This is a genomic window from Gemmata palustris, from assembly GCF_017939745.1.
Classification (GTDB): Bacteria; Planctomycetota; Planctomycetia; order Gemmatales; family Gemmataceae; genus Gemmata; species Gemmata palustris.
Genome location: NZ_JAGKQQ010000001.1, coordinates 3,821,807 through 3,846,139 on the forward strand (window position 1 = coordinate 3,821,807; position 24,333 = coordinate 3,846,139).

General features: G+C 65.5%; 21 protein-coding genes. 10 read left to right on the top strand and 11 right to left on the bottom strand.

All coding sequences use genetic code 11. The annotated features are described in order from the left end of the window. Nucleotides 1-528: 528 nt before the first annotated feature. The 11 genes from J8F10_RS15720 to J8F10_RS15770 all read right to left on the bottom strand — a co-directional run bounded on the left by J8F10_RS15720 (nt 529) and on the right by J8F10_RS15770 (nt 15,863). Complete coding sequence (locus tag J8F10_RS15720; protein ID WP_210655105.1) at nt 529-3,573, bottom strand: PAS domain S-box protein; 3,045 nt, start codon at nt 3,571-3,573, stop codon at nt 529-531. A gap of 6 nt (nt 3,574-3,579) precedes the next feature. Beyond that, a complete protein-coding gene (locus J8F10_RS15725; RefSeq protein WP_210655107.1) occupies nt 3,580-4,023 on the bottom strand; it encodes a response regulator in 444 nt (147 codons plus the stop codon). Beyond that, nucleotides 4,020-5,129 carry a sensor histidine kinase gene (locus J8F10_RS15730; protein WP_210655109.1) on the bottom strand — a complete coding sequence of 370 codons (1,110 nt, stop codon included), beginning with the start codon at nt 5,127-5,129 and terminating at the stop codon, nt 4,020-4,022. Before J8F10_RS15730 ends, J8F10_RS15725 begins: the two co-directional genes overlap by 4 nt. A gap of 391 nt (nt 5,130-5,520) precedes the next feature. Continuing rightward, nucleotides 5,521-5,898: a response regulator gene (locus J8F10_RS15735; RefSeq protein WP_210655111.1), complete on the bottom strand. Its 378-nt coding sequence runs from the start codon at nt 5,896-5,898 to the stop codon at nt 5,521-5,523. A 128-nt stretch (nt 5,899-6,026) separates the two neighbouring features. After that, nucleotides 6,027-8,600: a chemotaxis protein CheA gene (locus J8F10_RS15740; protein WP_210655114.1), complete on the bottom strand. Its 2,574-nt coding sequence runs from the start codon at nt 8,598-8,600 to the stop codon at nt 6,027-6,029. Between the two features lie 20 nt (nt 8,601-8,620). Continuing rightward, nucleotides 8,621-8,989 (bottom strand): response regulator, encoded by a 369-nt coding sequence (locus J8F10_RS15745; RefSeq protein WP_210655116.1) that lies wholly within the window; start codon nt 8,987-8,989, stop codon nt 8,621-8,623. Further along, nucleotides 8,989-9,927 carry a HEAT repeat domain-containing protein gene (locus J8F10_RS15750; RefSeq protein WP_210655118.1) on the bottom strand — a complete coding sequence of 313 codons (939 nt, stop codon included), beginning with the start codon at nt 9,925-9,927 and terminating at the stop codon, nt 8,989-8,991. The genes J8F10_RS15745 and J8F10_RS15750 overlap by 1 nt, the downstream gene beginning before the upstream one ends. Then, nucleotides 9,924-10,775 carry a CheR family methyltransferase gene (locus tag J8F10_RS15755; protein ID WP_246523368.1) on the bottom strand — a complete coding sequence of 284 codons (852 nt, stop codon included), beginning with the start codon at nt 10,773-10,775 and terminating at the stop codon, nt 9,924-9,926. The genes J8F10_RS15750 and J8F10_RS15755 overlap by 4 nt, the downstream gene beginning before the upstream one ends. A 25-nt stretch (nt 10,776-10,800) precedes the next feature. After that, a complete protein-coding gene (locus tag J8F10_RS15760) occupies nt 10,801-11,883 on the bottom strand; it encodes a protein-glutamate methylesterase/protein-glutamine glutaminase (RefSeq protein ID WP_210655120.1) in 1,083 nt (360 codons plus the stop codon). Nucleotides 11,884-11,943: 60 nt separating this feature from the next. Next, entirely contained in the window at nt 11,944-13,884 is a 1,941-nt protein-coding gene (locus tag J8F10_RS15765; RefSeq protein ID WP_210655122.1) for a chemotaxis protein CheW, read from the bottom strand. A 26-nt stretch (nt 13,885-13,910) separates the two neighbouring features. Beyond that, nucleotides 13,911-15,863, bottom strand: coding sequence for a methyl-accepting chemotaxis protein (locus J8F10_RS15770; protein WP_210655124.1), 1,953 nt, complete (start codon nt 15,861-15,863; stop codon nt 13,911-13,913). A gap of 426 nt (nt 15,864-16,289) precedes the next feature. Between J8F10_RS15770 and J8F10_RS15775 the strand changes: the two genes are divergently transcribed. From J8F10_RS15775 to J8F10_RS15820, 10 genes are all read left to right on the top strand, one after another. Continuing rightward, nucleotides 16,290-16,604 carry an STAS domain-containing protein gene (locus J8F10_RS15775; protein WP_210655126.1) on the top strand — a complete coding sequence of 105 codons (315 nt, stop codon included), beginning with the start codon at nt 16,290-16,292 and terminating at the stop codon, nt 16,602-16,604. A gap of 33 nt (nt 16,605-16,637) precedes the next feature. Beyond that, the gene (locus J8F10_RS15780; RefSeq protein WP_210655128.1) at nt 16,638-17,624 is read left to right on the top strand and encodes a methyl-accepting chemotaxis protein; all 987 of its coding nucleotides are present in this window, start codon (nt 16,638-16,640) and stop codon (nt 17,622-17,624) included. An 11-nt stretch (nt 17,625-17,635) separates the two neighbouring features. Continuing rightward, complete coding sequence (locus tag J8F10_RS15785) at nt 17,636-18,001, top strand: response regulator (RefSeq protein WP_210655130.1); 366 nt, start codon at nt 17,636-17,638, stop codon at nt 17,999-18,001. 12 nt (nt 18,002-18,013) lie between these two features. Then, nucleotides 18,014-18,853 carry an Hpt domain-containing protein gene (locus tag J8F10_RS15790; RefSeq protein WP_210655133.1) on the top strand — a complete coding sequence of 280 codons (840 nt, stop codon included), beginning with the start codon at nt 18,014-18,016 and terminating at the stop codon, nt 18,851-18,853. 468 nt (nt 18,854-19,321) lie between these two features. After that, complete coding sequence (locus J8F10_RS15795) at nt 19,322-21,937, top strand: PAS domain S-box protein (RefSeq protein ID WP_210655135.1); 2,616 nt, start codon at nt 19,322-19,324, stop codon at nt 21,935-21,937. Continuing rightward, on the top strand, nt 21,934-22,113 hold the full coding sequence (locus J8F10_RS15800; protein WP_210655137.1) for a hypothetical protein: 180 nt from the start codon (nt 21,934-21,936) through the stop codon (nt 22,111-22,113). The genes J8F10_RS15795 and J8F10_RS15800 overlap by 4 nt, the downstream gene beginning before the upstream one ends. Before the next feature lie 403 nt (nt 22,114-22,516). Next, a complete protein-coding gene (locus J8F10_RS15805) occupies nt 22,517-22,828 on the top strand; it encodes a PAS domain S-box protein (protein WP_210655139.1) in 312 nt (103 codons plus the stop codon). Beyond that, nucleotides 22,825-23,226: a PAS domain-containing protein gene (locus J8F10_RS15810; protein ID WP_210655141.1), complete on the top strand. Its 402-nt coding sequence runs from the start codon at nt 22,825-22,827 to the stop codon at nt 23,224-23,226. Before J8F10_RS15805 ends, J8F10_RS15810 begins: the two co-directional genes overlap by 4 nt. Before the next feature lie 244 nt (nt 23,227-23,470). Next, nucleotides 23,471-24,058 (top strand): ATP-binding protein, encoded by a 588-nt coding sequence (locus J8F10_RS15815; RefSeq protein ID WP_246524300.1) that lies wholly within the window; start codon nt 23,471-23,473, stop codon nt 24,056-24,058. Next, nucleotides 24,006-24,242 carry a hypothetical protein gene (locus J8F10_RS15820; protein ID WP_246523370.1) on the top strand — a complete coding sequence of 79 codons (237 nt, stop codon included), beginning with the start codon at nt 24,006-24,008 and terminating at the stop codon, nt 24,240-24,242. The genes J8F10_RS15815 and J8F10_RS15820 overlap by 53 nt, the downstream gene beginning before the upstream one ends. Nucleotides 24,243-24,333: the final 91 nt, after the last annotated feature.

The following is a 24,333-nucleotide window of genomic DNA, read 5'->3' on the forward strand; positions in this document are numbered from 1 at the left end:
GAGGGGTGACGAATAGCGAGTTTCGTTCGCGAGAATTTTTAGTCAACCAGGTCGGTTCTTATTAGAATATTGAAGTAGTCGTTCGCCGGACGACGAATCGGGGCGCAAGCGTCGAAACGGCCCCATTTGCGTTGCGCGTGCCACAAAAACCGGCTACTATTTGAGCGGGAGCGTGATGCTTTGGGCCGGTCTCGTGCCGGCTACGGTACGGCGCCCGACTTCTTGACCGGCTCGAAAAAACGCGGACGCCGGCCTCCCTACGTGCGGCCATCGGTACGATCCGGTCGGGATGTGAACCGTGAAGTTGGATCGCGGAGTTTGTGAGACCACCCGTGTCGCTCACACCGCAAATCCACTTATAGTGTCAGCAGATTAGCGGTGCGATGTCCCGTGCTGATCGGCTCGACAAGCCGCGCTCTGTTGGCCGGGTGCCGTTTGACCACCTCGTCATCCCCGAGCGGTAGTCGCCAGGGCTTGTTGAGCAGGGCGGCTCGAAACATGGTCGAGTCCAAGCGGTCCGGTGGTCGGTCACGCCGGTGCGTCGAGTACATCTCGAACCTTGAGCGCCAAAACGAGCGGGGAGAATGGCTTCTGGAGGAAGTTCACGCCCTCGCGCAGCACGCCGTGCCGGATGACCGCGTCGTCGGTGTACCCGGACACGAATAGCACCCGCAACTCGGGACGGTCGCGCACTACCCGTTCCGCAACGGCCCGCCCGTCCACGTCCGGCATAACGACGTCCGTGATCAAAAGGTGGATCGGCCCGTCGTGTCCGGCCGCCACTCGTACCGCCTCGTCCCCGTCGGCGGCTTCCAGTACCGTGTACCCGCGTTCGACCAGAATGCGGCGAATCAAGGCCCGCACCGCGCCCTCGTCCTCGGCTAGCAGGACCGTTTCCGCCCCCCCGGGCAGGAGCCGGAGCCCGGTCTGGATCTTCGAGCCACCGGCCGTCAGTTCTGCACGTGGAAAGTACACTTTGAACGTCGTCCCGATCCCCATCTCGCTGTACACGGCAACGTGACCGCCGCTCTGTTTGACGATGCCGTAAACCGTGGCCAGACCGAGCCCCGTTCCCTTGCCGGGTCCCTTGGTTGTAAAGAACGGCTCGAAGATTCTGGCCCTTACCTCCGGTGGGATCCCGTTCCCGGTGTCCGTGACGCTGAGAAGGACCTGGGGGCCGATGTGCGCGTCCGCGTGGGTCCGAGTGTACGCCTCGTCCAGTTCGACGTTCTGGGTCTCGATCGTCACTCGACCGCCGCGGGGCATCGCGTCGCGGGCGTTGACCGCCAGGTTCATCAGGATCTGCTCGATCTGTCCGGGATCGGCCCTTACGGCCCAGAGGGTGGTAGCCAAAGTGGTGCTCAAGCGAACGTCCTCTCCGATCAACCGGCGGAGCATCTTGTCGGTGTCGGCCACGACTTCGTTCAGATTTAGCACGCGGGGGGCCAAAACCTGTCGGCGACTGAATGCCAGGAGTTGCCGGGTCAGCGCGGCCGACCGCTCCCCGGCCTTGAGGATCTCGGTGATCAGTTCGTGGGACGGGTCGCTCGGGGGGAGTCTCTGGAGGAGCAGGTCACTGTACCCGTTGATGATGGTGAGCAGATTATTGAAATCGTGCGCCACCCCGCCCGCGAGTTGTCCGATGGCCTCCATCTTCTGGGCCTGATGGAACTGCCCTTCCAGATCCCGCCGCGCGGTCACGTCCGTTTGAACACCAACGAACTGGGTCAGTCTCCCGGAGGTGTCACGGACCGGAGAGATCGATAAATCGCTCCAGAACGGGGTGCCGTTCTTGCGATAGTTCAAGATTTCGACGGTACACGGCTCCTCGGCCCGGATCGCGGCCCGGATCCGGGCGACCGCTGCCGGGTCGGTGTCCTTGCCCTGGAGAAACCGGCAGTTGCGGCCGAGCACTTCGGCCGCCCCGTATCCCGTGTTTCGCTCGAACCCGGGGCTGACGTACACGAGCGGATTGTCCGGCGGCGCGGAGTCGGTGATCATGAGCCCCTGGGTCGCGGCCCCGATGGCCCGGTCCCGCAGTCGTAGTGCGTCCTCGGCCCGCGCCTGTTCGGTAACGTCGGTGTGGACCCCGACCCACTCCCGGATCGCTCCGCCCGGGTCGAGGACCGGTGCGGCCCGAACGGACATGTGGCGGTACTCCCCGTCCGCCCGTCGGAGCCGGTGGTCCACTTGGTACGCGCTCCGCTCCGCGATTGCCACCGCCCACGCCCGGGCGGTGTGCTCCCGGTCGTCCGGGTGGACGACGTCCAGCCACCCGAGCGCCCGGTGCTCCGCGATCGTCTGGCCGGTGAACGCCGTCCACCCAGGTTGCTCCGAATCGAACGCTCCCGACGCCGGGGAGTTCCAGACGATCGCGGCGGTCGCGGCGACAAGAGTTCGGTACCGTTGCTCACTCGTTCGGAGCGTGTCTTGGGCGGACTTTTGTTCTGTAATGTCGCGGGTGATACCGAGCAGCGATTGAACCCGACCGGCATCGTCGCGCAGCGGGGCGGCGTGCGTGTCGAGCCAGCGGCACCTTCCTTTAGCACCGATGATCTCGTACTCCAGCGCCCCGTCGGCGCCGTTGATGACGCGCTTGTGCAGGTCGCGAAACGCGGCACGGTGTGCTGGCGCGACGAACTCGAGGAGCGGTTGGCGCTGGGCTTCTGCCAGTGAACCGACCTGGAGCATCGCCAAACCCGCCGGGTTCATCTCGACGAGCTGACCGTCGCGCGAAACGACTTTCACACACTCCGGTTCGGTCTGGATGATGAGCCGCAGTCGATTTTCGCTCTCGCGCAACGCTTCCTCTGCCCGTTTCTTTTCGGTAACGTCGCGGTAGATCCCCGCGAGGCCGACGACCCGGTCCCCGGCCCGAACGGCCGACAACGACACGGAGACGGGGACCGACGCTCCGTTCTTCCGTAGTCGCACCGTTTCAAAGGGCGGAACGGGCTCTCCGTTGCGAACGCGCTCGAGCCGCGCGCGCGACTCGGTGAACAGGTCCGGGGGCACGAGCAGATACGCCGACTGACCGACCACCTCTGCAGCGGCGTACCCGAATAGGCGCTCGGCGGCCGGGTTCCAGAACGCGATGCGGTCGTCCAGGCCCGTACTCAAGATCGCGTCCTGGGAAGAATCCACGATCGCGGCGAGTTGGTGCGCTTGGTGCTCGGCCGCGCGCCGGGCGCGCCGGTTGTCGGCTTCCCGCAGTTCCCGGTCCAGGGTCGCGGCGAGCCGGGCGAGATTCGGTTTGAGGACGTAGTCGTTCGCCCCGGCCCGCATTATCGCGGTCGCGACCTCTTCACCCACCGTCCCGGACACAACTATGAACGGAAGGTCCGTGTCGGACGCCCGAACCACCTTGAGGGCGGCAGTCGCAGAGAACTCCGGAAGGGTATGGTCCGCCAGGACCGCGTCCCACGGACCCGCGGCGAGGGCCGCGCGCAACCCCGCGGCGGTTTCGACCCGTTCCCAGCTCGGGTCTAGTCCGCCGCGCCGCAGGGCGAGGATCATCAGGTCGGCGTCGTCGAGTATGTCCTCGACGATGAGTACGCGCAGCGCCCGTCCCATAGGTGCTCACCCTTGTGCGACGGGCGGGAGTTCGTTCAGCACGAGCCAGTACACCTGCAGTTGGCGAATCACCTCGACGAACTGAACGAAATCCACCGGCTTCCGGACGTACGAGTTGGTCCCGAGGTCGTACCCCTTCACCAGATCTTCCTCCTCCCGGGACGAGGTCAGGATCACGACCGGGAGCCGTCGGGTGCGAGGGGCGGCCCGGACCCGTCGCAGAACTTCCAATCCGTCCACCTTCGGGAGCTTCAGGTCGAGCAGCATTAACTGCGGCAGGGCCACGTCGCGTCCGGTGTGGGGGCCGGTGGCGAACAGGTAGTCCAGCGCTTCGACACCGTCCCGGGCGACGACCACCTCGTTCAGCACCTGTCCCTTTTTGAAGGCAAGTAAGGCGAGCTCTTCGTCGTCCCGATTGTCCTCGACCAACAGAATAGTTTTCCCGGTCACGTGAGGTCCTCAATGCCAGGTAGCGTGAAGAAGAATGCGGCGCCGTGACCGATCGCGCCCTCCGCCCAGATCTCCCCGCCGTGCCGCCGGACGGCGCGCTGAACGGTCGCTAGACCGACCCCGGTCCCGGAGAAATCCCGGTCCGAGTGGAGCCTCTGGAACGCCCCGAACAGCTTGCCGACGAATGCCATATCGAAACCGGCCCCGTCGTCCCGCACGACGAGTGCCGGCCGCCCCTGCACTTCTACACAGTCGAACGCGATCGTCGCCGTTGGGTTCTTTGCGGTGAACTTCCAGGCGTTCCCCAAGAGGTTGTCGAGAACCACGCGGATCAGCGGCGGGTCGCCCACTGCAGACAGCCCGGGCCGTGCGGTGAAGGAGATCGACCGGCCCGGCTCGCGCTCGCGCAGCTCGGCAACTACGTCCCCGGCCATTGCCGTCAGATCCACGCGTTCGTGCCGCATCTCGGACCGGGTCACCCGGGACAGTTTCAAGAGATCGTCGATCAGTTGGCCCATCCGTTGCGTCCCCGCGCGGACCCGACGCAGGTAGTGTTGGCCTGTTTCGTCCAGTCTATCGGAATACCCCTGGAGCAACTCTTGACTGAACCCGTCCAGCGCCCGTAGCGGGGCCCGGAGGTCGTGGCTGACCGAGAAGCAGAACGCCTCTAGTTCTCGATTCGCTGCCTCGAGCTGCACCGTACGTTCCGTTACACGTCGTTCCAGTTCCTCGTTGAGCCTGCTGGTAGCCTGCTCCGAGTGCCCCAGCTCGGCAATTTTGGTGTCCGATAGCAATCGTGTACGGACCCGCAAGTTCTCGACGTACTCGGCCAGATCCCGGGCCTTCTGTTCCAGCGCGGCCGTATTACGATCCGACTGTGATTTGGTATCTAGCCGCGTGGACTCAACGGCCGCGGCCAGATCGTGGGCTTCTTGTTTCAGCGACTCAACACGCTCACTAATTGCAGCAAGGGTTAATTGGCGCGCGGCTTCGGAAGAGTGCAGTAGTTCGCGAGATTTCTGCTCTGGATCCTCGCACTTCTGACTCGATTTGAGTGCGTCTTTCGTGTCGGCCAGCCGTTCGAGAGCCATTGTTTTATTGTCCATGACAAATCTTCGGGACGGCCGGGATAAGCTACCCAGCACGTTCGATACCGTGACGCACCGACTTCGACCGACGGGAACATATTCGCATTCACGGGCCGGGAGCGCCGCCCGCCTGTGGAATGCGGAATCGAGCGCGCGCCTCCTCACCTCTGTCAGCGCCCCACAGACCGGGCCGGGACGAGGAGCACACCAGTTCCGCAGTGTCTTGGGCGAGAAATCGTTAGGGATTCGATCACGAACTGAACGATGTGGCCGGGCGCCAAGTGCGGACCTGAATCGCAAAAGAAATGCGGGTCACGGACTTCTAGAGCCTAAATAATGAGTTGACGAATTCACAAGAGGAGAATGGATTGTACACGAACATTCAAAGGCACAGTGATAAATATAAATTTCAGTTCGGGATCGATGACAGCACGTGTCGTATCGCCTTGAGAAGGTCCGCTTGTTTGAACGGCTTGTAGAGCGTGCCGTCGGCCCCGAGGAATTTGGCTAGGGGTAGCAGGTCCACGGTGCCGTGGCCGTTACCGCCGCTCATGGTAACGACCTTCCCCCCAACGAACTCGCGTGAGAGTTCGCGGAGGAACTCCAGCCCGTCTCGCTCGGGCATGAACAGGTCGCACAGGGCCAGATCGGCCGGCCGGGCGCGAAACCTCCGCAACCCGTCCCGGCCGTCCTCGGCTTCCTCGATCTCAAAGCCCTCGGGTTCGAGCATTCGGCGGACAGCCTTCCGCAGGACTGGATCGTCGTCAACGACTAGGATTCGAGGCATTTGAGCCCCCTGTTGGCGGTGTAATGGGCTCCCACTCTTCCTTCCTCATACTGCTCGGCAACGCCCCTCCGATCCCCTCTCACTGGTGGCAGCACGAACTTCTCGCCGATGTAACTGCAAGAGCGAATTCAGCAGGCGGCGATGGGCGGCCCCTGGCTTTTAGTAAGTGAGTCAAGGACGGAAGTGCTGTCGCTCACCGCCCTTCGATACAGTCCGGCCGGGTCGAGGATCAGGACGATACCGCCGTCCCCCGTAATAGTCGCCCCGCCGATGCCGTCGATCTGACCCAACTGGCGCGGCACCGGTTTTAGCACGATTTCCTGTTGCCCCTTCAATGCGTCCACGACCACGCCGAATCGTGTTCCGGCAACCGTCAGAACGACGACCGGCACGCGGTTAGTTTGTTCGCACTCGGCACGGGTCTCGACTGAGGGCGGGGGCAATCCGATCAACTGGCCCAGGGGCTTCACCGGAATGATGTCTCCCCGAAGGGCTACCGCGCGCACGCCGCGCAACTGGTGGAACGAATCGGGTGCAACTTTTAAGGTTTCCTGCACGACGTCGATTGGCAGACCGAACGTCATCCCGCCGGCCTCGACCAGAACGACCGTCGTGACCGCAAGGGTGAGGGGAAGGGCCAATCTGATGCAGGTTCCCTGTCCCGGTTCGGACCGGATCGTGACCGACCCACCGAGGGCCGCAATGTTGTTCTTGACCACGTCCATTCCGACGCCGCGGCCGGACAGGTCGCTGACCACCTGGGCCGTACTCAGGCCGGCGGCAAAAATCAGTTGAAGTGACTCCTCGCGGGTCATCACCGCGGCCTGCTCCGCGGTGATGACGCCGGTGGACACGGCCTTCGCCTTGAGCCGTTCGGCATCGATCCCGCCGCCATCGTCCTGGATATCGATCACGATCACGTTCCCCTCGCGCCCGGCCCGGAGCGCGATCACTCCGACCTCGCGCTTGTCCGCCTCGCGGCGCGCCTGCGGCGACTCGATCCCGTGATCGGCGGCGTTACGCACCAGGTGAACCAGCGGGTCGCTCAGGGCCTCCGCTACCTGCTTGTCGAGTTCCGTGTCCTCCCCGTGAAGTTCCAACTCGATCTGTTTGCCGAGGGTCTTGGCGACATCTCGGACGAGCCGCGGGAACCGCTGGAAAACCGTGCCGACCGGGACCATCCGCATCCCCATCGCGTTACTCTGCACGTCCCCGATGATCCGGCACACCTTGTCCACCGCGTCCTTCAGCCCGCGAGTGGTGGACCGGTCCGTTTGGAACAGGCGGTGCGCGTGAACAAGCGAGTTGCGGGCGATGACCAGTTCGCCAGCCAGGTTCACGTATTCATCAAGTTTTCTCTGATCGACGCGCATCGTCTTCCCGCCGGGCGCCGGACGTGCTCCGGGGCCGGCGTCGCTCGTCGCGGGTTTGACTGCCCGGGAGGGGACCGTTTCTGGCGCGGGTGGTGCATCGAGTACGGGCGGGGTCGGAGCTGCGGGCGCGGGCGCGGGTGGTGCCGCCGGGGCCGAGAAGGAATCACGGCCGCCGATAGCCGCGGCGAGCCGGTCGCGGGCGGACGTGAGGCGCGCCAGCACGGTAAGCAACTCGTCGGCCGGGGCACCGATGTCCGCTCGGCCGACGCACGCGGCCGAAGTCTTGAGCGAGGTCGCCGATCGGCGGAGCAGCGCCAGGACCGCGTTCGTGCAATCCCCCTTGGCGATCGAATTCAGCCCGTCGGTCAGTCCTTCCAAGTATTGGCTCGCGGCGTCCCGAAAGACCGTCTCGGGACTGGGGCCGGCGCCCCCGCTACTGCCGACGGATTCGGTCGCCTGCCCGCACAGTACGTCTAGCACGGCGATGAACTCGCTAAGGTCCGTTGGTCGTTCACCGGTCGGGGTCAGGGCGCCGACCATCCCCTTCAGGTGATCGACGCCCTGGAACGCGAACTCGGACGCTCCGCCGGCGAGTGGCAGGCGGCCGCTGCGGACGAGGCTCAGTACGTTCTCGAGCTTGTGGCTCAGAACGCGGATCTGGTTCAGTCCGACGTACCCGGCCGTTCCCTTGATACTGTGAACCGCCCGGAACAGGCGGTTGATCGCGTCCGCGTGGTCGCTCTGGCCCTCCAGCTCGAGCAGCGCGCCCTCCGCCTCCTGGAGGCTGTCGGCGCTCTCGGTCGTGAACTGCGCGAGCAGGTCCGGGGCCAGCCCTTGGCCCGGGGCCGGCCAGTCCGTGGGCGGGTTCGACGGTCCGGGTTGGGGGGGGGCGGCGGACGCCCTCTCCACGGCAATGGACAGCGCGGTGCGCGCGACCTCGGCGCCCGCATCGACGGGCTCTTCGCCGGCCAATCCGAGGGCCGAGGCGAGAGCGTCCGAGGCCGCGATTAATGCCTCGGGCAGGCCGTTACTGCAAACGATCCGCCCGTCGCGGATGTCGGCCGTTGCGGCCGCGAGCGCCGCGGCGAGGCGGGCAACTAACGGTGGCCCGTATGCGGTCGCTCGGGCGAGGCAGGCGCAGTTGTCCGCGGCGGAGACCGCGGTGGCCGGGTCCGCGCGATCCTCGAGTCTCAACAAGTCGCGGGCAAGAGATTCGAGCCGGTCCGCGACTGGCCCAAGGGGGCCGACGGGGGTTCGATCGCGCGGAGTAAGAGGTTCGAGCCGCGCCGCGGCTTCGGGGAGCCCGGGGGATGATTCAGCGGGGGTCATCGGGTTCGATCCTGGGGTGGTCAGCGGCCCAACAGCATGCGCACGTTGAGTAGCAGGTCGGGTGCCCGGGCGGGCTTTACCACGTACACGTTCGCCCCGGCCCGCAACCCGTTCACTCGGTCCTGCGCCTCCGCCTCGGTCGAAACCAGGATCACAGGGGTGTCCTGGTAACCGGCGGTGGTCCGGATCCGACGGGTTAGCTCCAACCCGTCCATCTTCGGCATGTTCACGTCGGACACGATCACGTCGAACCGCTCGGTCAAGAGCACCTCCAGGGCCTCGCTGCCGTTCGAGGCCTGCCGGACCTCGAACCCGCCCCCGCGGAGCATGAACGAGTGAAGGTTCCGGACCATCTCCGAGTCGTCGACCACGAGTACGCGCGTCGTCATTACCCGCCCCCTTGCGCGCCCGGCGCTCGCACGCCCGGCGGTATGTATTTCGAGTCGCCGGCCCCCTTCGCGCTCAACCGGCCGAGCACGCGAACGGCCTGCGAATGAACCGCCCGGTCGTCCGTCGAGAGGGCCGCCCGAACCGGTCCGAGCCGGACCCGGTCCCGCAGCGCCTCGACCTCCGCCGCAGTCAGCCGTTCGGCCACCCGGTCGAGTGCGTCCAGCGCGGTCAACGCGAGCGCCACACTCTGGTACCCGGTCGCCGCCGCGAGCGGGGCGACCGCTACGGACCCTCCGCACTCGCCGAGCGCCTGGGCAGAAACGTATGCCACGGTTTCGTCCGGGTCGCCGAGGAGCCCTATCAGCGCGGCCGTGGCGGCCGGGCCGCCGATCCGCCCGAGGCTGGTTGCGGCCGCGCAGCGCACCCACGGGTCGACGGCCAGGGCGGCCACCAGATCGGGCACCGCGCCCGGACCGCCCACCCGCCCGAGGGCGGTCGCGGCCGCGGCCGCCACGTTCGGGTCCGGGTCGCGCAGTGCCACCGGAAGAACTTTTCCGGCCCCCGGCCCGCCGATCAGTCCGAGGACGTCGAGCGCGAAGAGCCGGGCGTCCCGTTCACCGGTCAAAATCGTGTGTTCCAACGGCCCGATGGCCGCGACACCAATGCCCCGAAGGGCTTCGCTCGCGGCGTTCCGGCGAGCCGGATTTTCGCTGCTCAGGGCCGGCAGGATTGCGGTCGCAGTTTCCTCCCCGCCGACCGCCACGAGCGCGTCCACAACCGATTCGCGGACCGCTGCCGAGGGGTCGCTCAGCGCGCTCACGAGGGCCACCACTGCGGCCGGTTCGCGCAGGTCGGCGAGGTCTTCGGCCGCGTGCCGCCGGACCGCCTCGTCCGGGTCGGTCAGATCGCGGGTCAGCCCGGACACCACTGTCGTCATCGCGTTCCCCCTGGTACTGCCCGAACGACCGTCGGCTTTCGGTACATCACCCCGCCGCCCAGCGCTACCGGCTCGAACGCCGCGCTGATGCGCCCGACCGACTCCGAGTGCCCCAGGAACACGAACCCGCCGGGCACCAGGGCGTCGTAGAAGTGCCCGAGCACCTGCTTCCGGGAGACGTCGTCGAAGTAGATCAGGACGTTCCGGCAGAACACGAAGTCGAACCCCTTTTGCTTCCGCATTCCCGCCTTGTCCATTAGATTCAGGTGTTCGAACGTGACCATCTTGCGGACCGGTTCCTTCACGCGGTACCCGGCCCGGGTCCGGGTGAAATACTCTTTCAGGTACGGCGGCGGAACGTCCTTCACGTTCCGTTCGCCGTACTCGGCGGCCCGGGCGGTGTCGAGCACCGCGGTGTCGATGTCGGTGGCCAGCAGCCGCACCTTCCACTTCGGGAAATCGTCCAGACAGGCGCTCAGGATGGTCGCCAGTGTGTACGGCTCGTCCCCGGTCGAGCAGCACGCGCTCCAGACGTTCAGGGTGTAGTCACGGGCCGCCCGCTTCGCCTCGGCCACCTTGGGGAGGGCGTCGTTGGCAAACGACTCGAGCTGCGGAAACTCGCGGAAGAAGTACGTCTCGTTCGTCGTCACCTGCTCGACCAGCGATTGAAACTCGCGACCGCCCGGATCCTGGTACTTCAGCATCCGGTAGTAATCCCGCGGGCTCGCGGCCCCGGTCGTGCTCACCCGGCGGGCGACGCGGGGTTGCAGGAAGGCTAGTTTCTTGTCCTCGAACATCAGTCCGGTGCGCTCGTAGAGCATGTCCCGGATCAATACGAAGTCGTCCATTGAGAGATTAATTGCAGCTCCGGCGTCAGCGGATATTTCGAACCAGTGAAACGACCTTCGCGGTAACCGCGTCGCACGGCAGGATGTACTCCGCCCCGCCCTTGGCGATGGCCACGGCCGGCATCCCGAATACCACACACGTGCTCTCGGCCTCGGCGATAGTCCCCCCCCCGGCCTTGCGGATCGCGACCATCGCGTCCGCTCCATCGGCCCCCATACCAGTCAGCAGTACCCCGACGATCCGAGAGCCGAAGGCCTCCAGCGCCGAGAGCATCATCACGTCCACCGACGGAGTGTGCAGCGAGTCCGACGGCTGCGTCACGTACCGGGCCATCACCCCCCCCCCGGCCCGCCGCTTGGAGAACACCATGTGCTTGCCCCCGCGGGCCACGTAGACGTGCCCGTTTAACAGCACGTCGCCGGCCTCGGCTTCCTTCACCGGTACCCGGCTGGCCTTTCCCAAGCTGCGGGCGAACGACGCCGTGAACGACTCGGGCATGTGTTGAACGATGACGACCGCGGCCGGCAGGTCCGGCGGCAGAAGCGGGATTACGTCCAAAAGGGTTTTTGGTCCACCGGTGGACACGCCGATGGCGACCACGCGGTCGGCCAGGGCCGCGGCGGTCGGGGCCGCCGGGAACACCAACTTCGGTGCGGGAGCAGCGGGCACCCGGCCGGGGCGCCGCACCCGCGCGCGGGCCGACGACTTTACCTTTGCGATGATCTCTTGACCCTGCTGTTCGATTTCGGCGGACATCGTTCCGCCGATCTTGGGGACGAAATCCACCGCCCCGAGTTCCAGGCACTCGTAGGTGGTGAGCGCCCCTTCCTTAGTGAGCGAACTGATCATCAGCACCGGGCGCGGGAACTCGTGCATGATCGCCTGGAGCGCGGTCACCCCGTCCATCACCGGCATGTTAATGTCGAGGGTGACCACGTCCGGGTCGTGCTCCCGGACCGCGGCGACCGCCTCCGCGCCGTTCCGCGCGCTTGCCACCACCTTGATGCCCGGGTCCGACTCCAGGATCTCGCGGATCTTCTTCCGCATGAGCGCCGAGTCGTCGGCCAGCACGACCCGGATCGGTCGGGTCGGGTCGTATGTCCTCATTTCGGTCCAGCCTTTTTGGGGAGAGTGACGGCGAGCCGGGGCGCTACCGGTCCGCGGTGGTTACGCCGGGAGGTCGGTCGGAGCGCCGTCGCTCTTGAGTAGCTCCTCGGCCCGCAGCAGCAGGAACATCCGGTCCCCCTTGTCCAGTTTGCCGACGCCCTCGATGATGTTGTCACCGTACCGGCTACGGACGATTGCCGGGGCCGGCTCGATGTCCCGGCCGTGGACTCGCATTACCTCGGACACGGCGTCCACAATGATCCCGGTCTTCACGCCTTTGAAGTCCATCACCACGACGCGGGTCGCGTCCGAGTACTCCTTACTCGCAAGGTGCACCCGCTTCCGCAGGTCGATCACCGGTAGGACGTTCCCGCGCAGGTTCACAACGCCCTCGACGAACGCCGGGACGTGCGGTACCTTAGTGACTTTCTCCAGGCGGATGATTTCTTGGACCTGCATGATGTCGACCGCGAACTCTTCGTTCGCGACCTTGAAGGTCACGAGCTGGCGCTCGTCCGACTCGCCGCCCCCGACGGCCCGCCCGCGCTCGCCCGCGTCCGCCGCGCGATCGGTCAGTTGCTTCATGCTCGTCGCCTCCAATCGGGTGACCAACTTGTCCACGGCCAGCAGCATGATGAGCCGCTTGCCCTCGTTCAGTTTGGCGATCCCGCGGAGCTGGTCCCGCCCGTCGCCGGTGCCCGCGACAATTTCCGGCGGTCCCTCGACCGAGCTCCGCGGGGCCTGCAGCACCTGATTGACCGCGTCCACGCGCAGGGCGAGCGAAATACCGTTGACGCTCACGACCAGGCACCGCTCGTCGTCCCGGCGCGCGACCCCGACGTACATCTTCTCGAACGCGTCAGCGAGGCGGGCATGTGCCCGACGGAGCGGGCCGTCGGCTTCGTGCCGAGCGGCAAGTGCGTCCCCGGTCCCTAGCAACGCGACCGCCGCTCGCAGATGAGCGGTCGCGTCCTTCAGGGCCTCGCGGACCGGAGCTACTAGGGATTGCAACAGCCGGTCGCTCGTGGCCATCCCTTCCTGCCCGCGTTCGAAGTCGCGCGACGCGCGGAGCAATCCCTGATCGAAATGCCCGCCGTAAGATAGGGCGAGCCGCAATTTTTCAACGATTTCGGCCTGGACCCGCTCGAACTCGCGCATCCTGATACAGAAGGCTTCCAGTTCCGCTTTCAGTGGTCGGAGCCCGAACTTGGTCCGCAGGTCCACTACCGGCAGGATCCGGTTCCGCAGACTGGCGATCCCGACGACCCCGGCCGGGGCGTTCGGGATGGTGCTGATGTTCGGCACCCGGATGATTTCCTGAACTTCCATGATCGGGATGCCGTACTCTTCCTCCCATATCCGAAACGTGACCAGGTGCTCGTGCTCCTCGGTCGCGGCGCCCGCCGCCGCCGCCGGTCGCTCGCCCGCGGTCGCGCCGGGCGCGGCGCCCGCGTCGGTCGGCTGAGCGGGGGACTCGAGTATGGAGTTGTGATCGAGGAGCAGTACCAGGCGCTGTCCGCCGTTCAACTTCACCACGCCCTTGAGGAACCGAGCGTCCACGCTCTGGACCGCGGCCGGGGCGTCTTCCACGTCCCTCCGCTTGACGTGCATGACCTCCCGAACGGCGTCCACGATCAGACCGGTGGGGTGCCCGTTCAGTTCGACCACCACCACGCGGTTGCTGTCCGCGGCACACGCCCCCGGCAGCCCGAACCGGGCGCGGGAGTTGATGATCGGGAGCAGGTTGCCGCGGAGATTGGCCACGCCCTCGACGTACCCCGGTGCGCGCGGCACCGGGGTGATCTTCGGGAGCCGCACGATCTCCTGGACCGCGTTGATGTCCAGCCCGAACTCGACCCCGCCGAGGACGCACGTGACCAGTTCGATGTCCTCGTCTACCGCGGCGCCGGGGATCGGGTGTTTGACGTCCGGTACGAGTTGCCCCGGGTCGCCTTCGTCTTCTCCAGCCCGTGCGGGCGCGGCGCCCTGTTGTTCCGACATAGCGATTCCTCATTTCGGGGTGTGGATCAGTTCTGCAGCTCGTCGCCGAGGGCCGAAATCTCCTCGACCGCCCCGGACAGTTCCTCCATCCCCTTCGCGGCCTGTTGGGCGGCGGACGACGCCTCGGTCGCGACCGCGCTCCCCTCCTCGGCCGCCTTGGCGATCTGTTGAACCGCTGCGGCCGCCGTCTGGATGGCGAGCAGTGCTTGGTCTTGCCCGGTCTTGATCTCCACAACCCCGCGCCGGACCTCGTTGAAGTCGGCCGCGATTCGCTCCAAGTCGGCGGCCGTCTTCTTCGCCTTCGGAACTTCGGCCGCGGCGTTCCGCCCGGACGCGGCGATGTCCCCGGCGACGGCGGCGATCTGCTGCTGGATGTTCCGCACCAGGTCCTTGATCTTGTCCGCGTTCTCGCTCGACTCCCCGGCCAGGTTGCGGACGTCGGCCGCGACCACGGCGAACCCGCGCCCGTACTCGCCGGCCCGGGCCGCTTCGATCCCGCCGTTCACCGCGAGCAGGTTCGTCTGGATGGTGACGTTCACGATCGCGTCCACGATCTTGTCGATCATCCGGGTGCGGCCCTCCAGGGCCTTGATGCTGGCCGCCGATTTGGCCGACGCCTCGGCCGCCTCGACGATCCCGTGAACCATGGCCTCGACCCCGGCCTTATTCTCGGCCAAGAGTTTGACCAGCGCGTCGGCCCGGTCCATCGATTCGGTCGCTTTTTGCTGCATCGAGCGGGCGGCCGACTCGATCTGCTTGGCCGCGGCCCCGCACTGGTTGGTCGCCCCGGCCTGGACCTCGGCCCCCTTGGCGATCTGTTGGATCGCGGCCATGATCTGACCGGACGACGCGTTGACCTCCTGGACCGTGGCCGACAGCTCCTCGGCCGCGGCCGCCAACTCCTCACTGGACTTCTCCGAGTTGGTCGAGGTCTTCAGGTCCTCCGCCATCCCGCTGAGACTATCGGCCCCCTTGGTCATTTCCTCCAGCGCCTTGGCCTGCTCGCCGACGGCCTTGCTGGCCTCCTCGGCGGCTGCACTGGCCTCCTCGGCCGCGCTGGCGACCGCCTGAGTCCCCTGCTGGAACTGCTCGGCCCCGGTCGCAGATTCCTTGGCGTTCTCGTTGACCGCCACGCACGCCCGCTGCAGTTCGGCGGTCTCGGTCGTCACCTGCTTCAGGTCGGCGGTGATCTTCTTCGCCTTCTCGGCCTCCTCGGCCGCGGCCTTGCCGGACCGCTCCACGTCGGCCGCGACCAGCTTCACGTCGGCCTGGATCTTCTCCACCAGATCGCGGATGTTCCGGGCCGACTTCTCGCTCGTCTCGGCCAGGTTCCGCACCTCGTCGGCGACGACCGCGAACCCCTTGCCGTGCTGCCCGGCGCGGGCCGCCTCGATAGCGGCGTTCAGGGCAAGCAAGTTGGTCTGGTCCGCGATCCGCACGACCGCTTCGACGATGTTCCCGATCTCACTGCTCTGTTGCTCCAGCTCCCCGATCAACCGGGCCGACTCCATGTTCGCCTTGGCCGACGCCCCGACCCCCAGGATGACCAACTCGATGTCCGCCCCGGCCGCACGGACCATCTCCTGAATGTTGGTCACCTTGCGCTGCGACTGCTGGGCGGCGGCGACCGCCTGGGTCGCCGCCGCGTTGATCTCCTCGATCGCCGCCAAGCAGCTCTCGGCGGCCTTTGACGATTCGACCGCGCCGCTGGCGATTTGTTCCATTTGCCGCTCGAGCTGGGTGACCGCGGCGCTCGCCTCGGTCACGCCCGCCGCGAGTTGCTCGGTCGCGGTCGCGATGCGCTCGGACGCTTGCTGCCGCTTGGCCGCGGTCCGGGCCGCGACTTTCTCCTTCGCTCGGTCGCGGGCCTGGTCCCGCTGGCGCGGCGCGTCCGCTTCACTGATCGTAGGGGCGAACCGGTTGGGCGGGCCGCCGTGCCCGTTGTTCGGGGAGCCGTTCGAGGGAGCGAGCCGAGCCATGTGCGTGCCTCTGAAATAAGTTCCGAGCGGCACCGGCGTTCCGGTGCGAACAAAGCGTGGGGATGGGGACAGGGAAACGAGGACGTGCCGGTGCGTCGCCCGGCTGAATCCGCTTGCTAAGAGGTCCGCTGGGGTTGCAGCGGTGCGCTCGCGGCGAGATGACCGACTCTAGGACACTGTATTCAGGGCCGACAAATATTAGTGAAAAGACATTTATATTTTGAATTAAAAAAGCTCAAATAAAAGAAATTGTTAATTTTTAAATGAATACCAATAAACAACATAAAAATTCTTTGATTTAAAAGTTTCAAATTAAAGTAATTTTTGTGCGGCAGAAATTGATTTTCACGCCGCCAAATGCGCACGTATACCTTTAGCGAGGCCGCGACCGGTGCCCCACAATGTCGAGTGTGTAGTAGCTCAACTATGAACGAAACTGCCGCCGGCCCCGACACGGAAGGTAAGGGCAACGCGCCTTACGGGATCACGCTCGGTGAGAGCCTGGAACTGGCCGAAATCTCTGAGTTTCTCGTCACCGCTCGGGCGGCGTCCGATTCCGAGAGCGGCGTTCGCGTCGATTGCAGCGCCCCGGCCTTTTTACCTACCGGTGCCGTCCAGATTCTCATCGCTCTTCAGCGGGCGTGCCGCGAGCGCGGGCACCCGTTCGTCGTCGAAGGCATCCAAGAATCTGCCGTCGCGTACCTGCGGCTAGCGGGGCTGGACGCGATCCTGCGCTCGTAGAGGTGTCCCGTGTCCCTCCAACAGAATCCCCTAATGGCTAAGGCCGACATGAATTCCGGCACCAGCCCCAGCGGTCCCACCGGGGTCGCGCTAGTGCTCGATGTGTTGTCCCTTCAGCTGGGCGATACGGCCGCGCACGTCGAGAAATCGGTCGCGCAAGTCTGCACCAGCTTCGCCAGCATCGCGCGCCGGACGAAAGCGAACGCGGCCGGCGCCGCGGCCCACGCGAGCGGGGCCGACGGGAACGCCCTGGCCACCGCCCGGGCCACGATTTCGGGCTTGCTCGGGCGCATGGACCAGGTCCAACGGGCCGCCGACACGTCGGCCGAAACGTTGCGCCGGATCGAGGCGATCGCGACCCGCGTGAACCGCATTCAAGACTCGCTCGCGGAGGTCGATTTGGTCGCCCACGCGCTGGGGATTCTCGCCCTGAACGCCAAGATCGAGGCGGCCCGTGCCGGCAATCGGGGCAACGCGTTCGGGGTCGTCGCGTCCGAAACGGGCGTGTTGGCGAACACGATCCGCGAAACGTCGCGCTCGGTTCGCGGGATGGTGAACGGTCTGTGGCAGGAAGTCCGGGACAGTACCCAGCAGATGCGCGCCGGGTTGCAAAAGGGCCAGACGGCAGCCGATCTGAGCCGCGCGGCAGACCTGAGCCGCGAAGAGGGAACGCGCGCCTTGGACGCCTTGGCCCGCGCCCACGCGGAGATGCAGGGGCAGGTGGCGGAGGCCGCGGCGAACTCCGAGCGGTTGGCCGAGGACATTGAGGAGGCGATGACCGCGCTCCAGTTCCAGGACGCGGTCAACCAGCAAATCGAACACGTGGTATCGGCCTTGAAGGAAGCCCGCGACGCCTTGGGGGCCGGGGACACCTCCCGTGCGGACGACCTTGTTGGGCAGTTGCGGGCGCGGGCCACCATGCAGTCCGAGCGATTGTTGCTGGACCAAATGACGGCCGACGGCTCCGATGACGCGGGAGCCCAAGGGGATTCCGCCCCGGGATCATTTGAACTCTTTTGAGGAGAACACTCGTGGCGAAGACCGCACTGATTATCGACGACTCGCTGACGTTCCGCCAAATGGTGGTGATGGCCCTAACCGACGCCAAGTTCACGGTGATCGAGGCGTGTAACGGGCAGGACGCGCTGGACAAGCTGAAGGGCGCCCGGGTGGACATCATCATCAGTGACGTCAACATGCCGGTCATGGACGGGATCACGTTCGTCAAGACCGCCCGCGCGCAACCGCAACTGAAAAAGACCCCGATCCTGATGCTCACCACCGAGTCGCAGCCCGAAATGAAGCAGCAGGGGAAAGCGGCCGGGGCGACCGGGTGGATCGTCAAACCGTTCAAAGCCGCTCACCTCATTCAGGTCGTCTCCGACCTGCTCCCGTAATGCGAGGGCGGTATGCCTGTCGAAATGGACGAGTTGCTGAATACCTTTCTGGACGAGGCGGACGAGCACCTCGCCGCCCTCGAGAGCGGACTGCTGCGGGTGGGCGATGGCCCACCGGACCTGGAGCTACTGAACGCGGTGTTCCGGGCCGCCCACTCGCTTAAGGGCGGGAGCGGGGTGTTCGGGTTCGACGCGATTACCCGACTGACGCACGCGCTCGAACAACTCCTGGACCGGCTGCGCAAGGGCCAACTGCCCACGACACGCGATCGGATCGACCTGCTGCTCCGCGCGGTGGACGGGTTGAATGGGATGTTTGCCGCGGCGCGCGCGGGTCAACTCGCTGCTGAGGCCCCCGAAGAAATGGTCCGAGAGCTGAACGCGGCGGCCGGGGTCGAGCACCGGGCCGTCGTACACGCCGCCGTAATCGCAGCGCCCACCGGGCTGCGGGTGTACCGGGTCGCGGTGACGCCCGGCCCGGGGCTCCTGACGGACGGGATGGACCCGCTCCTCCTGCTCCGCAACCTGGGAAAGCGGGGCGACGTACTGGAGGTCACCGCCGCACCCGACGCGATACCCGATCTGGCCCACATCGATCCGACGCGATGCTACCTGTCCTGGGTCGTCACGATCCGCACCGAAGAATCCCCGGACGCCTTGAAGGACGTGTTCCGGTTCGTCGCGGACGATTGTGCCGTCGAAGTGACGGAGCACGCAACGGGCGACGATTCCTCCCACATCACGGTGGTGGGCGCATCGCTCGCGGAGTACGAGGCCACCTACGGTCAACTCATCGACTGGGTGGTGAACCGAATGCCCGTGCTGAGGGCGCTGGCCGCAGCATCCACGTAAAAACTAGGCCTGCAAGCCTGGCTGGCCTGCCAGCGCCTCCAGACTATTGAGGCAGTTGACAGGATCAAGTCGGAGACGCTCGATGATGATGTGGGCAGCTCGGTGGTCGATCCAGCCCCTGCCCCTTCGAGCATGAACGCAATCGCTCGTGCAGCTAGCCCGGGTGAGTTACTTCTCGAGATATTGGTCGCCGCTGTGTTCCGCGAAAAGGTCACAGTTGCCTTTCAATGGAAAGTGTTCGATCGAAAAAGGATTGCTGTCGACGAATCGTATTGTTGCGATCCTCCACCGTTTTGCGATTCCCGTGCTAATAGCGAGCGTGCGCTTAAGCGGCCCAAGATGCGTGCTCGACCCGAAGAGAGCTCTCGCGTTCATTTGTCCGTCGTGCGCTCCAGACCCAAATCCACGAGCCGCTCGCGAGCGGACCCGACGAACTCGACGTCGAGAAACATTGCAGAGGCCGTGCGGATGAAAACTGAGCCGAGCGTCGAAGACATCCAGAACTACGCGATGAACATCGTCGATACGGTGCGCGACCCACTGTTGATCCTCGACGCGACGTTGCGCGTGCGGTCCGCCAACCGCGCGTTCTACCAGACCTTCCAGGTCACCCCGGAAGAGACCGAAAACCACCTCATCTACGAACTGGGCAACGGGCAGTGGGACATCCCCGACCTCCGGACGTTGCTCGAAGACATTGTGCCCAAAAGCTCCGTCTTCAACGACTTCGAGCTCGATCACACGTTCCCGGTGATCGGCCGCCGGGTGATGCTGCTCAACGCGCGCAAACTGCAGGCCGGGTTCCACGGCGAACTCCTCGTTCTGGCGATGGACGACGTGACGGCGCGCAAGAAGGCGGAAGAAGCGCTGCACAAGGCCGGCGCGCTCCAGAGCGCGATCTTCAACAGCGCCAACTTCTCCAGCATTGCTACCGACGAGAGGGGGGTCATTCAGATCTTCAACGTCGGCGCGGAGCGGATGCTGGGGTACGCCGCGGCCGAGGTGCTGAACAAGAACACGCCTGCCGACATCTCCGACCCGCAGGAAGTGATCTCGCGCGCCAAAGCCCTGAGCGCCGAACTCGGGACCGTGATCACCCCGGGGTTCGAGGCGCTGGTGTTCAAGGCCTCGCGCGGGATCGAGGACATCTACGAACTGACCTACATCCGCAAAGACGGGAGCCGCTTCCCGGCCATCGTGTCGGTCACCGCCCTGCGCGACCCCGGGGAGCGGATCATCGGGTACCTGCTTATTGGCACCGACAACACCGCGCGCCAGCAGATCGAAGCCGAGCGCATGCTCCTCGACCAGCGGGTGCGCGACCAGCAGTTCTACACCCGCTCGCTGATCGAGTCGAACATCGACGCCCTGATCGCGACCGACCCGCGCGGCATCATCACCGACGTCAACAGGCAGATGGAGGCCCTCACCGGGTGTACGCGGGACGAACTGATCGGCGCCCCGTTCAAGGGCTATTTCACCGACCCGGAGCGCGCCGAGGCCGGCGTCAAACTCGTTCTCGGCGAGGGCAAACTCACCGACTACGAACTCACCGCCCGCGCACGCGACGGCCGCGAAACCGTCGTGTCCTACAACGCGTCCACCTTCTACGACCGCGAGCGGAAGCTCCAGGGCGTGTTCGCCGCCGCCCGCGACATGACCGAGCGCAAGCGCTACGAGCAGTCGCTCCAGCAGGCCAACCACGCCAAGAGCGCCTTCCTCGCCAACATGTCGCACGAAATCCGCACCCCGATGAACGCCATCCTCGGGTTCTCGCAGTTGATGCTCCGCGACCACGACCTGACCCCCCGGCAGTGCCAGTACCTGGGGACCATCAACCGCAGCGGCGAGCACCTGCTCGCGCTCATCAACGACATCCTGGAAATGTCCAAGATCGAAGCCGGCCGGACGACCATGAACCCGTCCACGTTCGACCTGCGCCTCCTGCTGAAGGACGTGGAGATGATGTTCCGCGGGCGCACCGACGAGAAGAACCTGACGTTCTCGGTGGAGGTGATCGGCGAGGTGCCGCAGTACTTCGTGACCGACATCAACCGGCTGCGCCAAGTGTTCATCAACGTCGTCGGCAACGCCGTCAAGTTCACCGAGCGGGGCGGCATCGTCCTGTGCGTGCGCGCGGACCGCGAGAGCGAGCCGGAACCCGTACTTCGCGTCGAGGTCCGGGACACCGGTCCGGGCATTTCGTCCGACGAACAGGAGAAACTGTTCCGGCACTTCGAGCAGACCAAGACCGGACAAGAAGCGGGCACCGGGACCGGGCTGGGGTTGGCCATCAGCCGCGAGTTCGTTCACCTGATGGGCGGGACCATCACGCTCACCAGTCAGGTCGGCAAGGGCAGCGTGTTCGTGATCCAACTGCCGCTGAAAGAAGGGGACGCTCACGGGGTGGAGGTGAAGGACGAACCGCGGCACGTTCTGAGGCTGCAGCCCGGACAGACGTGCCGGGTGCTGATCGCCGACGACATCGAAGACAACCGCCAACTGCTGTCGCAACTCCTGGGTCTCGTCGGCTTCGAGATCCGGCTGGCGACCGACGGGGCCGAGGCGGTGCGGGAGTTCGAGGCGTGGCACCCGCAACTGATCCTGATGGACTTCCGCATGCCGGTGATGGACGGCCGGGAGGCGATCGGCCGGATCCGGGCGCTGGCCGGCGGCGGCGCGCCCAAGATCATCGCGGTGACGGCCAGCGCGATGGACGAGAACCGACACGAGCTGATGGACATCGGCGCCGACGATTTCATCGGGAAGCCGTTCCGGGACACCGAGCTGTTCCAGATGATTCACGACCACGTCGGCGTCGAGTACGTTTACGCCGATCCGCCCGCCGCGGTCCCCGAAGAAACGACCGAACTCACGCCCGAGTCGCTGGCCGGCTGGTCGCAAGACCTGATCAACGCGATGCGCGAGGCCGTCATCACGGCCGATCTGGACGAGTTGCTGGCACGGATTCAAGAGGTTGAAGTCCGCGACCCCCGCACGGCCCGGGGGCTGCGCCGCCTCGCCGAAGGGTTCCAGTACCCGACCCTGCTCGACCTGTTCCGTACCAAAGAGGTGCTCGCTTGAAACCCGTGAAGCCCGACGGCGGCACCGGACGCCCGGCCAGTATTTTGGTAGTGGACGACACGCTGGCGAACCTGCAGGTTCTGGCTGGGATGCTCAAGGACCGGGGGTACAAGGTGCGCCCGGTCCCGAGCGGCAAGCTGGCGCTGCTGGCGGCCCGGCGCGAGCCCCGGACCTGATCCTGCTGGACATCAACATGCCCGAGATGAGCGGGTACGAGGTGTGCGCACCTCAAGGCCGACGACAAGCTCAAGGGCGTCCCGGTCTTCCTGAGCGCCCTGGCCGAGTCGGTGGACAAGGTGAAGGCGTTCGCGGTCGGCGGGGTGGACTACCTGACCAAGCCGTTCCAGATGGAGGAGCTGCACGCCCGCGTCGAGACCCATCTCAAGCTCCGCCGGCTCCAACTCGAACTCGAAGCGTATCAGGATTACGACAACTTCATGCTCGACCCGGACGGGAACGTCTCCACCTGGAACCCCGGCGCCCGAAGAGCAAAGGGTATACGGCCGCCGAAATCATCGGCCGGCACTTCGCGTGCTTCTACACCGCCGAGGACGCGGCGGCGGGCAAGCCGGAGCGGGGTTGCGGATCGCGTTGGAGGGCGGGCACTTCGAGGAAGAGGGCCTGCGGGTGAAGAAGTGCGGGTCGCCGTTCTGGGCGCGAGCCACCATTACCAACGTCCACGACTCCATGGGGCGGCACATCGGCTTCGCCTACGTCACCCGGGACATCAGCGCGCGAAAGCAGGCCGAGCAGGTGCTGCAGTTGCGCGACCGGGCCATCGAGTCGTTGATCCAGGGGTTGTGCATTACGGACCCGACCCGACCCGACAACCCGATCATCTACGTCAACGACAGCTTCCTGCGCTCACCGGTTACGCCCGCGAGGACGTGATCGGGCGGAACTGCCGGTTCCTCCAGGGGCCGAAGACGGACCCGCAAGCGACCGAGCGTGTCCGGTCCGCGGTTCGCGAAAGCCACCCCTGTCTGGTGGAGTTGCTGAACTACCGCAAGGACGGCACGACGTTCTGGAACGGGCTGTCGGTCTCGCCCATTCCCGGCGCCGACGGCCGGGTCGCGCACTTCGTCGGGGTGCTCACCGACGTCTCCCCGCTGAAGCTCCTAGAGCAGCAGTTCCACCAAGCGCAGAAGATGGACGCGGTCGGCCAACTCGCGGGCGGGGTGGCGCACGACTTCAACAACCTCTTGACGGTGATTTCCGGTTACAGCGAACTGCTCCTCGGCACGCTCCCCGAACGATCCCAAGTGGGACGCCGTCAAAGCGATCAGTGACGCCGGTGAGCGAGCCGCGGCGCTGACACGCCAGTTGCTCTCGTTCAGTCGCCAGGCGATCCTGGAGCCAAAGGTGATGGATCTCAATGAGGTTGTAGCAGACACGGAGAAATTATTGCGGCGGGTGATCGGAGAAGATATTTGGCTCACGACTGTTCTCGACCCGAACGTGAGTCGGATCAAAGCCGATCCCGGCCAGATCGGCCAGGTGCTTATGAATCTGGCCGTGAACGCCCGGGACGCGATGCCCCAAGGCGGGAAGCTCACCATCGAGACGTCAAACGTCCAAGTCGACGACGACGCCCAGTGCCACAATTGTAAACCGGGCCGGTACGTGGTGTGTTCGGTCCGCGACACTGGGACCGGTATGACGCCCGACGTCAAGCCACACGTTTTCGAGCCGTTTTACACCACTAAGGGGCCGGGGAAGGGTACCGGGCTGGGGCTGGCGACCGTTCACGGGATCGTACAGCAGAGCGGGGCGGCATCGTTCTCGACACCGAACCGGGCCGCGGCACGACCTTCAAAATCCACCTCCCGGCCGTTGACGAGCCACTGTTCCCCCTTCCCTACGATCGACGCGCATCAGACGTCCCGGGCGGGACCGAAACGGTTCTCGTGGTTGAGGACGAGGACGCCGTGCGCGCCATTGCCGTGCTCGCGCTGGAATCCCAGGGTTACCGCGTGCTGCAGGCGGAGAGTGGAAAAAGGGCTTACTGCTCAGCGAGAGACACCAGGGGTGCATCGAACTGCTCGTGACGGATGTGGACATGTCGGGCATGAGCGGTCGAGAGCTGAGCGCGACACTGAGCCTTCGGTATCCCGAACTTAAGGTGCTGTATCTGAGTGGCTACACCGACGACACCGTCATCCAACACGGCGTCCTCCGTGCGGAAGTCGCCTTTCTTCAAAAGCCGTACACCCCGTTGACGCTGGCAAAAAGGTCCGCAAGGTGCTCGACAAGCGATGAAAGTTGGCCGCTGCGATCTCGGTCAGCTTGGTCCGTTCAATGCTGAAGGACGTATTGCCGAGGCGAAGGCAGAAGCGAACCGCGCGCTTCAACAGGTAACAGAAGCGGTGATGTTCCAACTCCATACTCGATCTGCC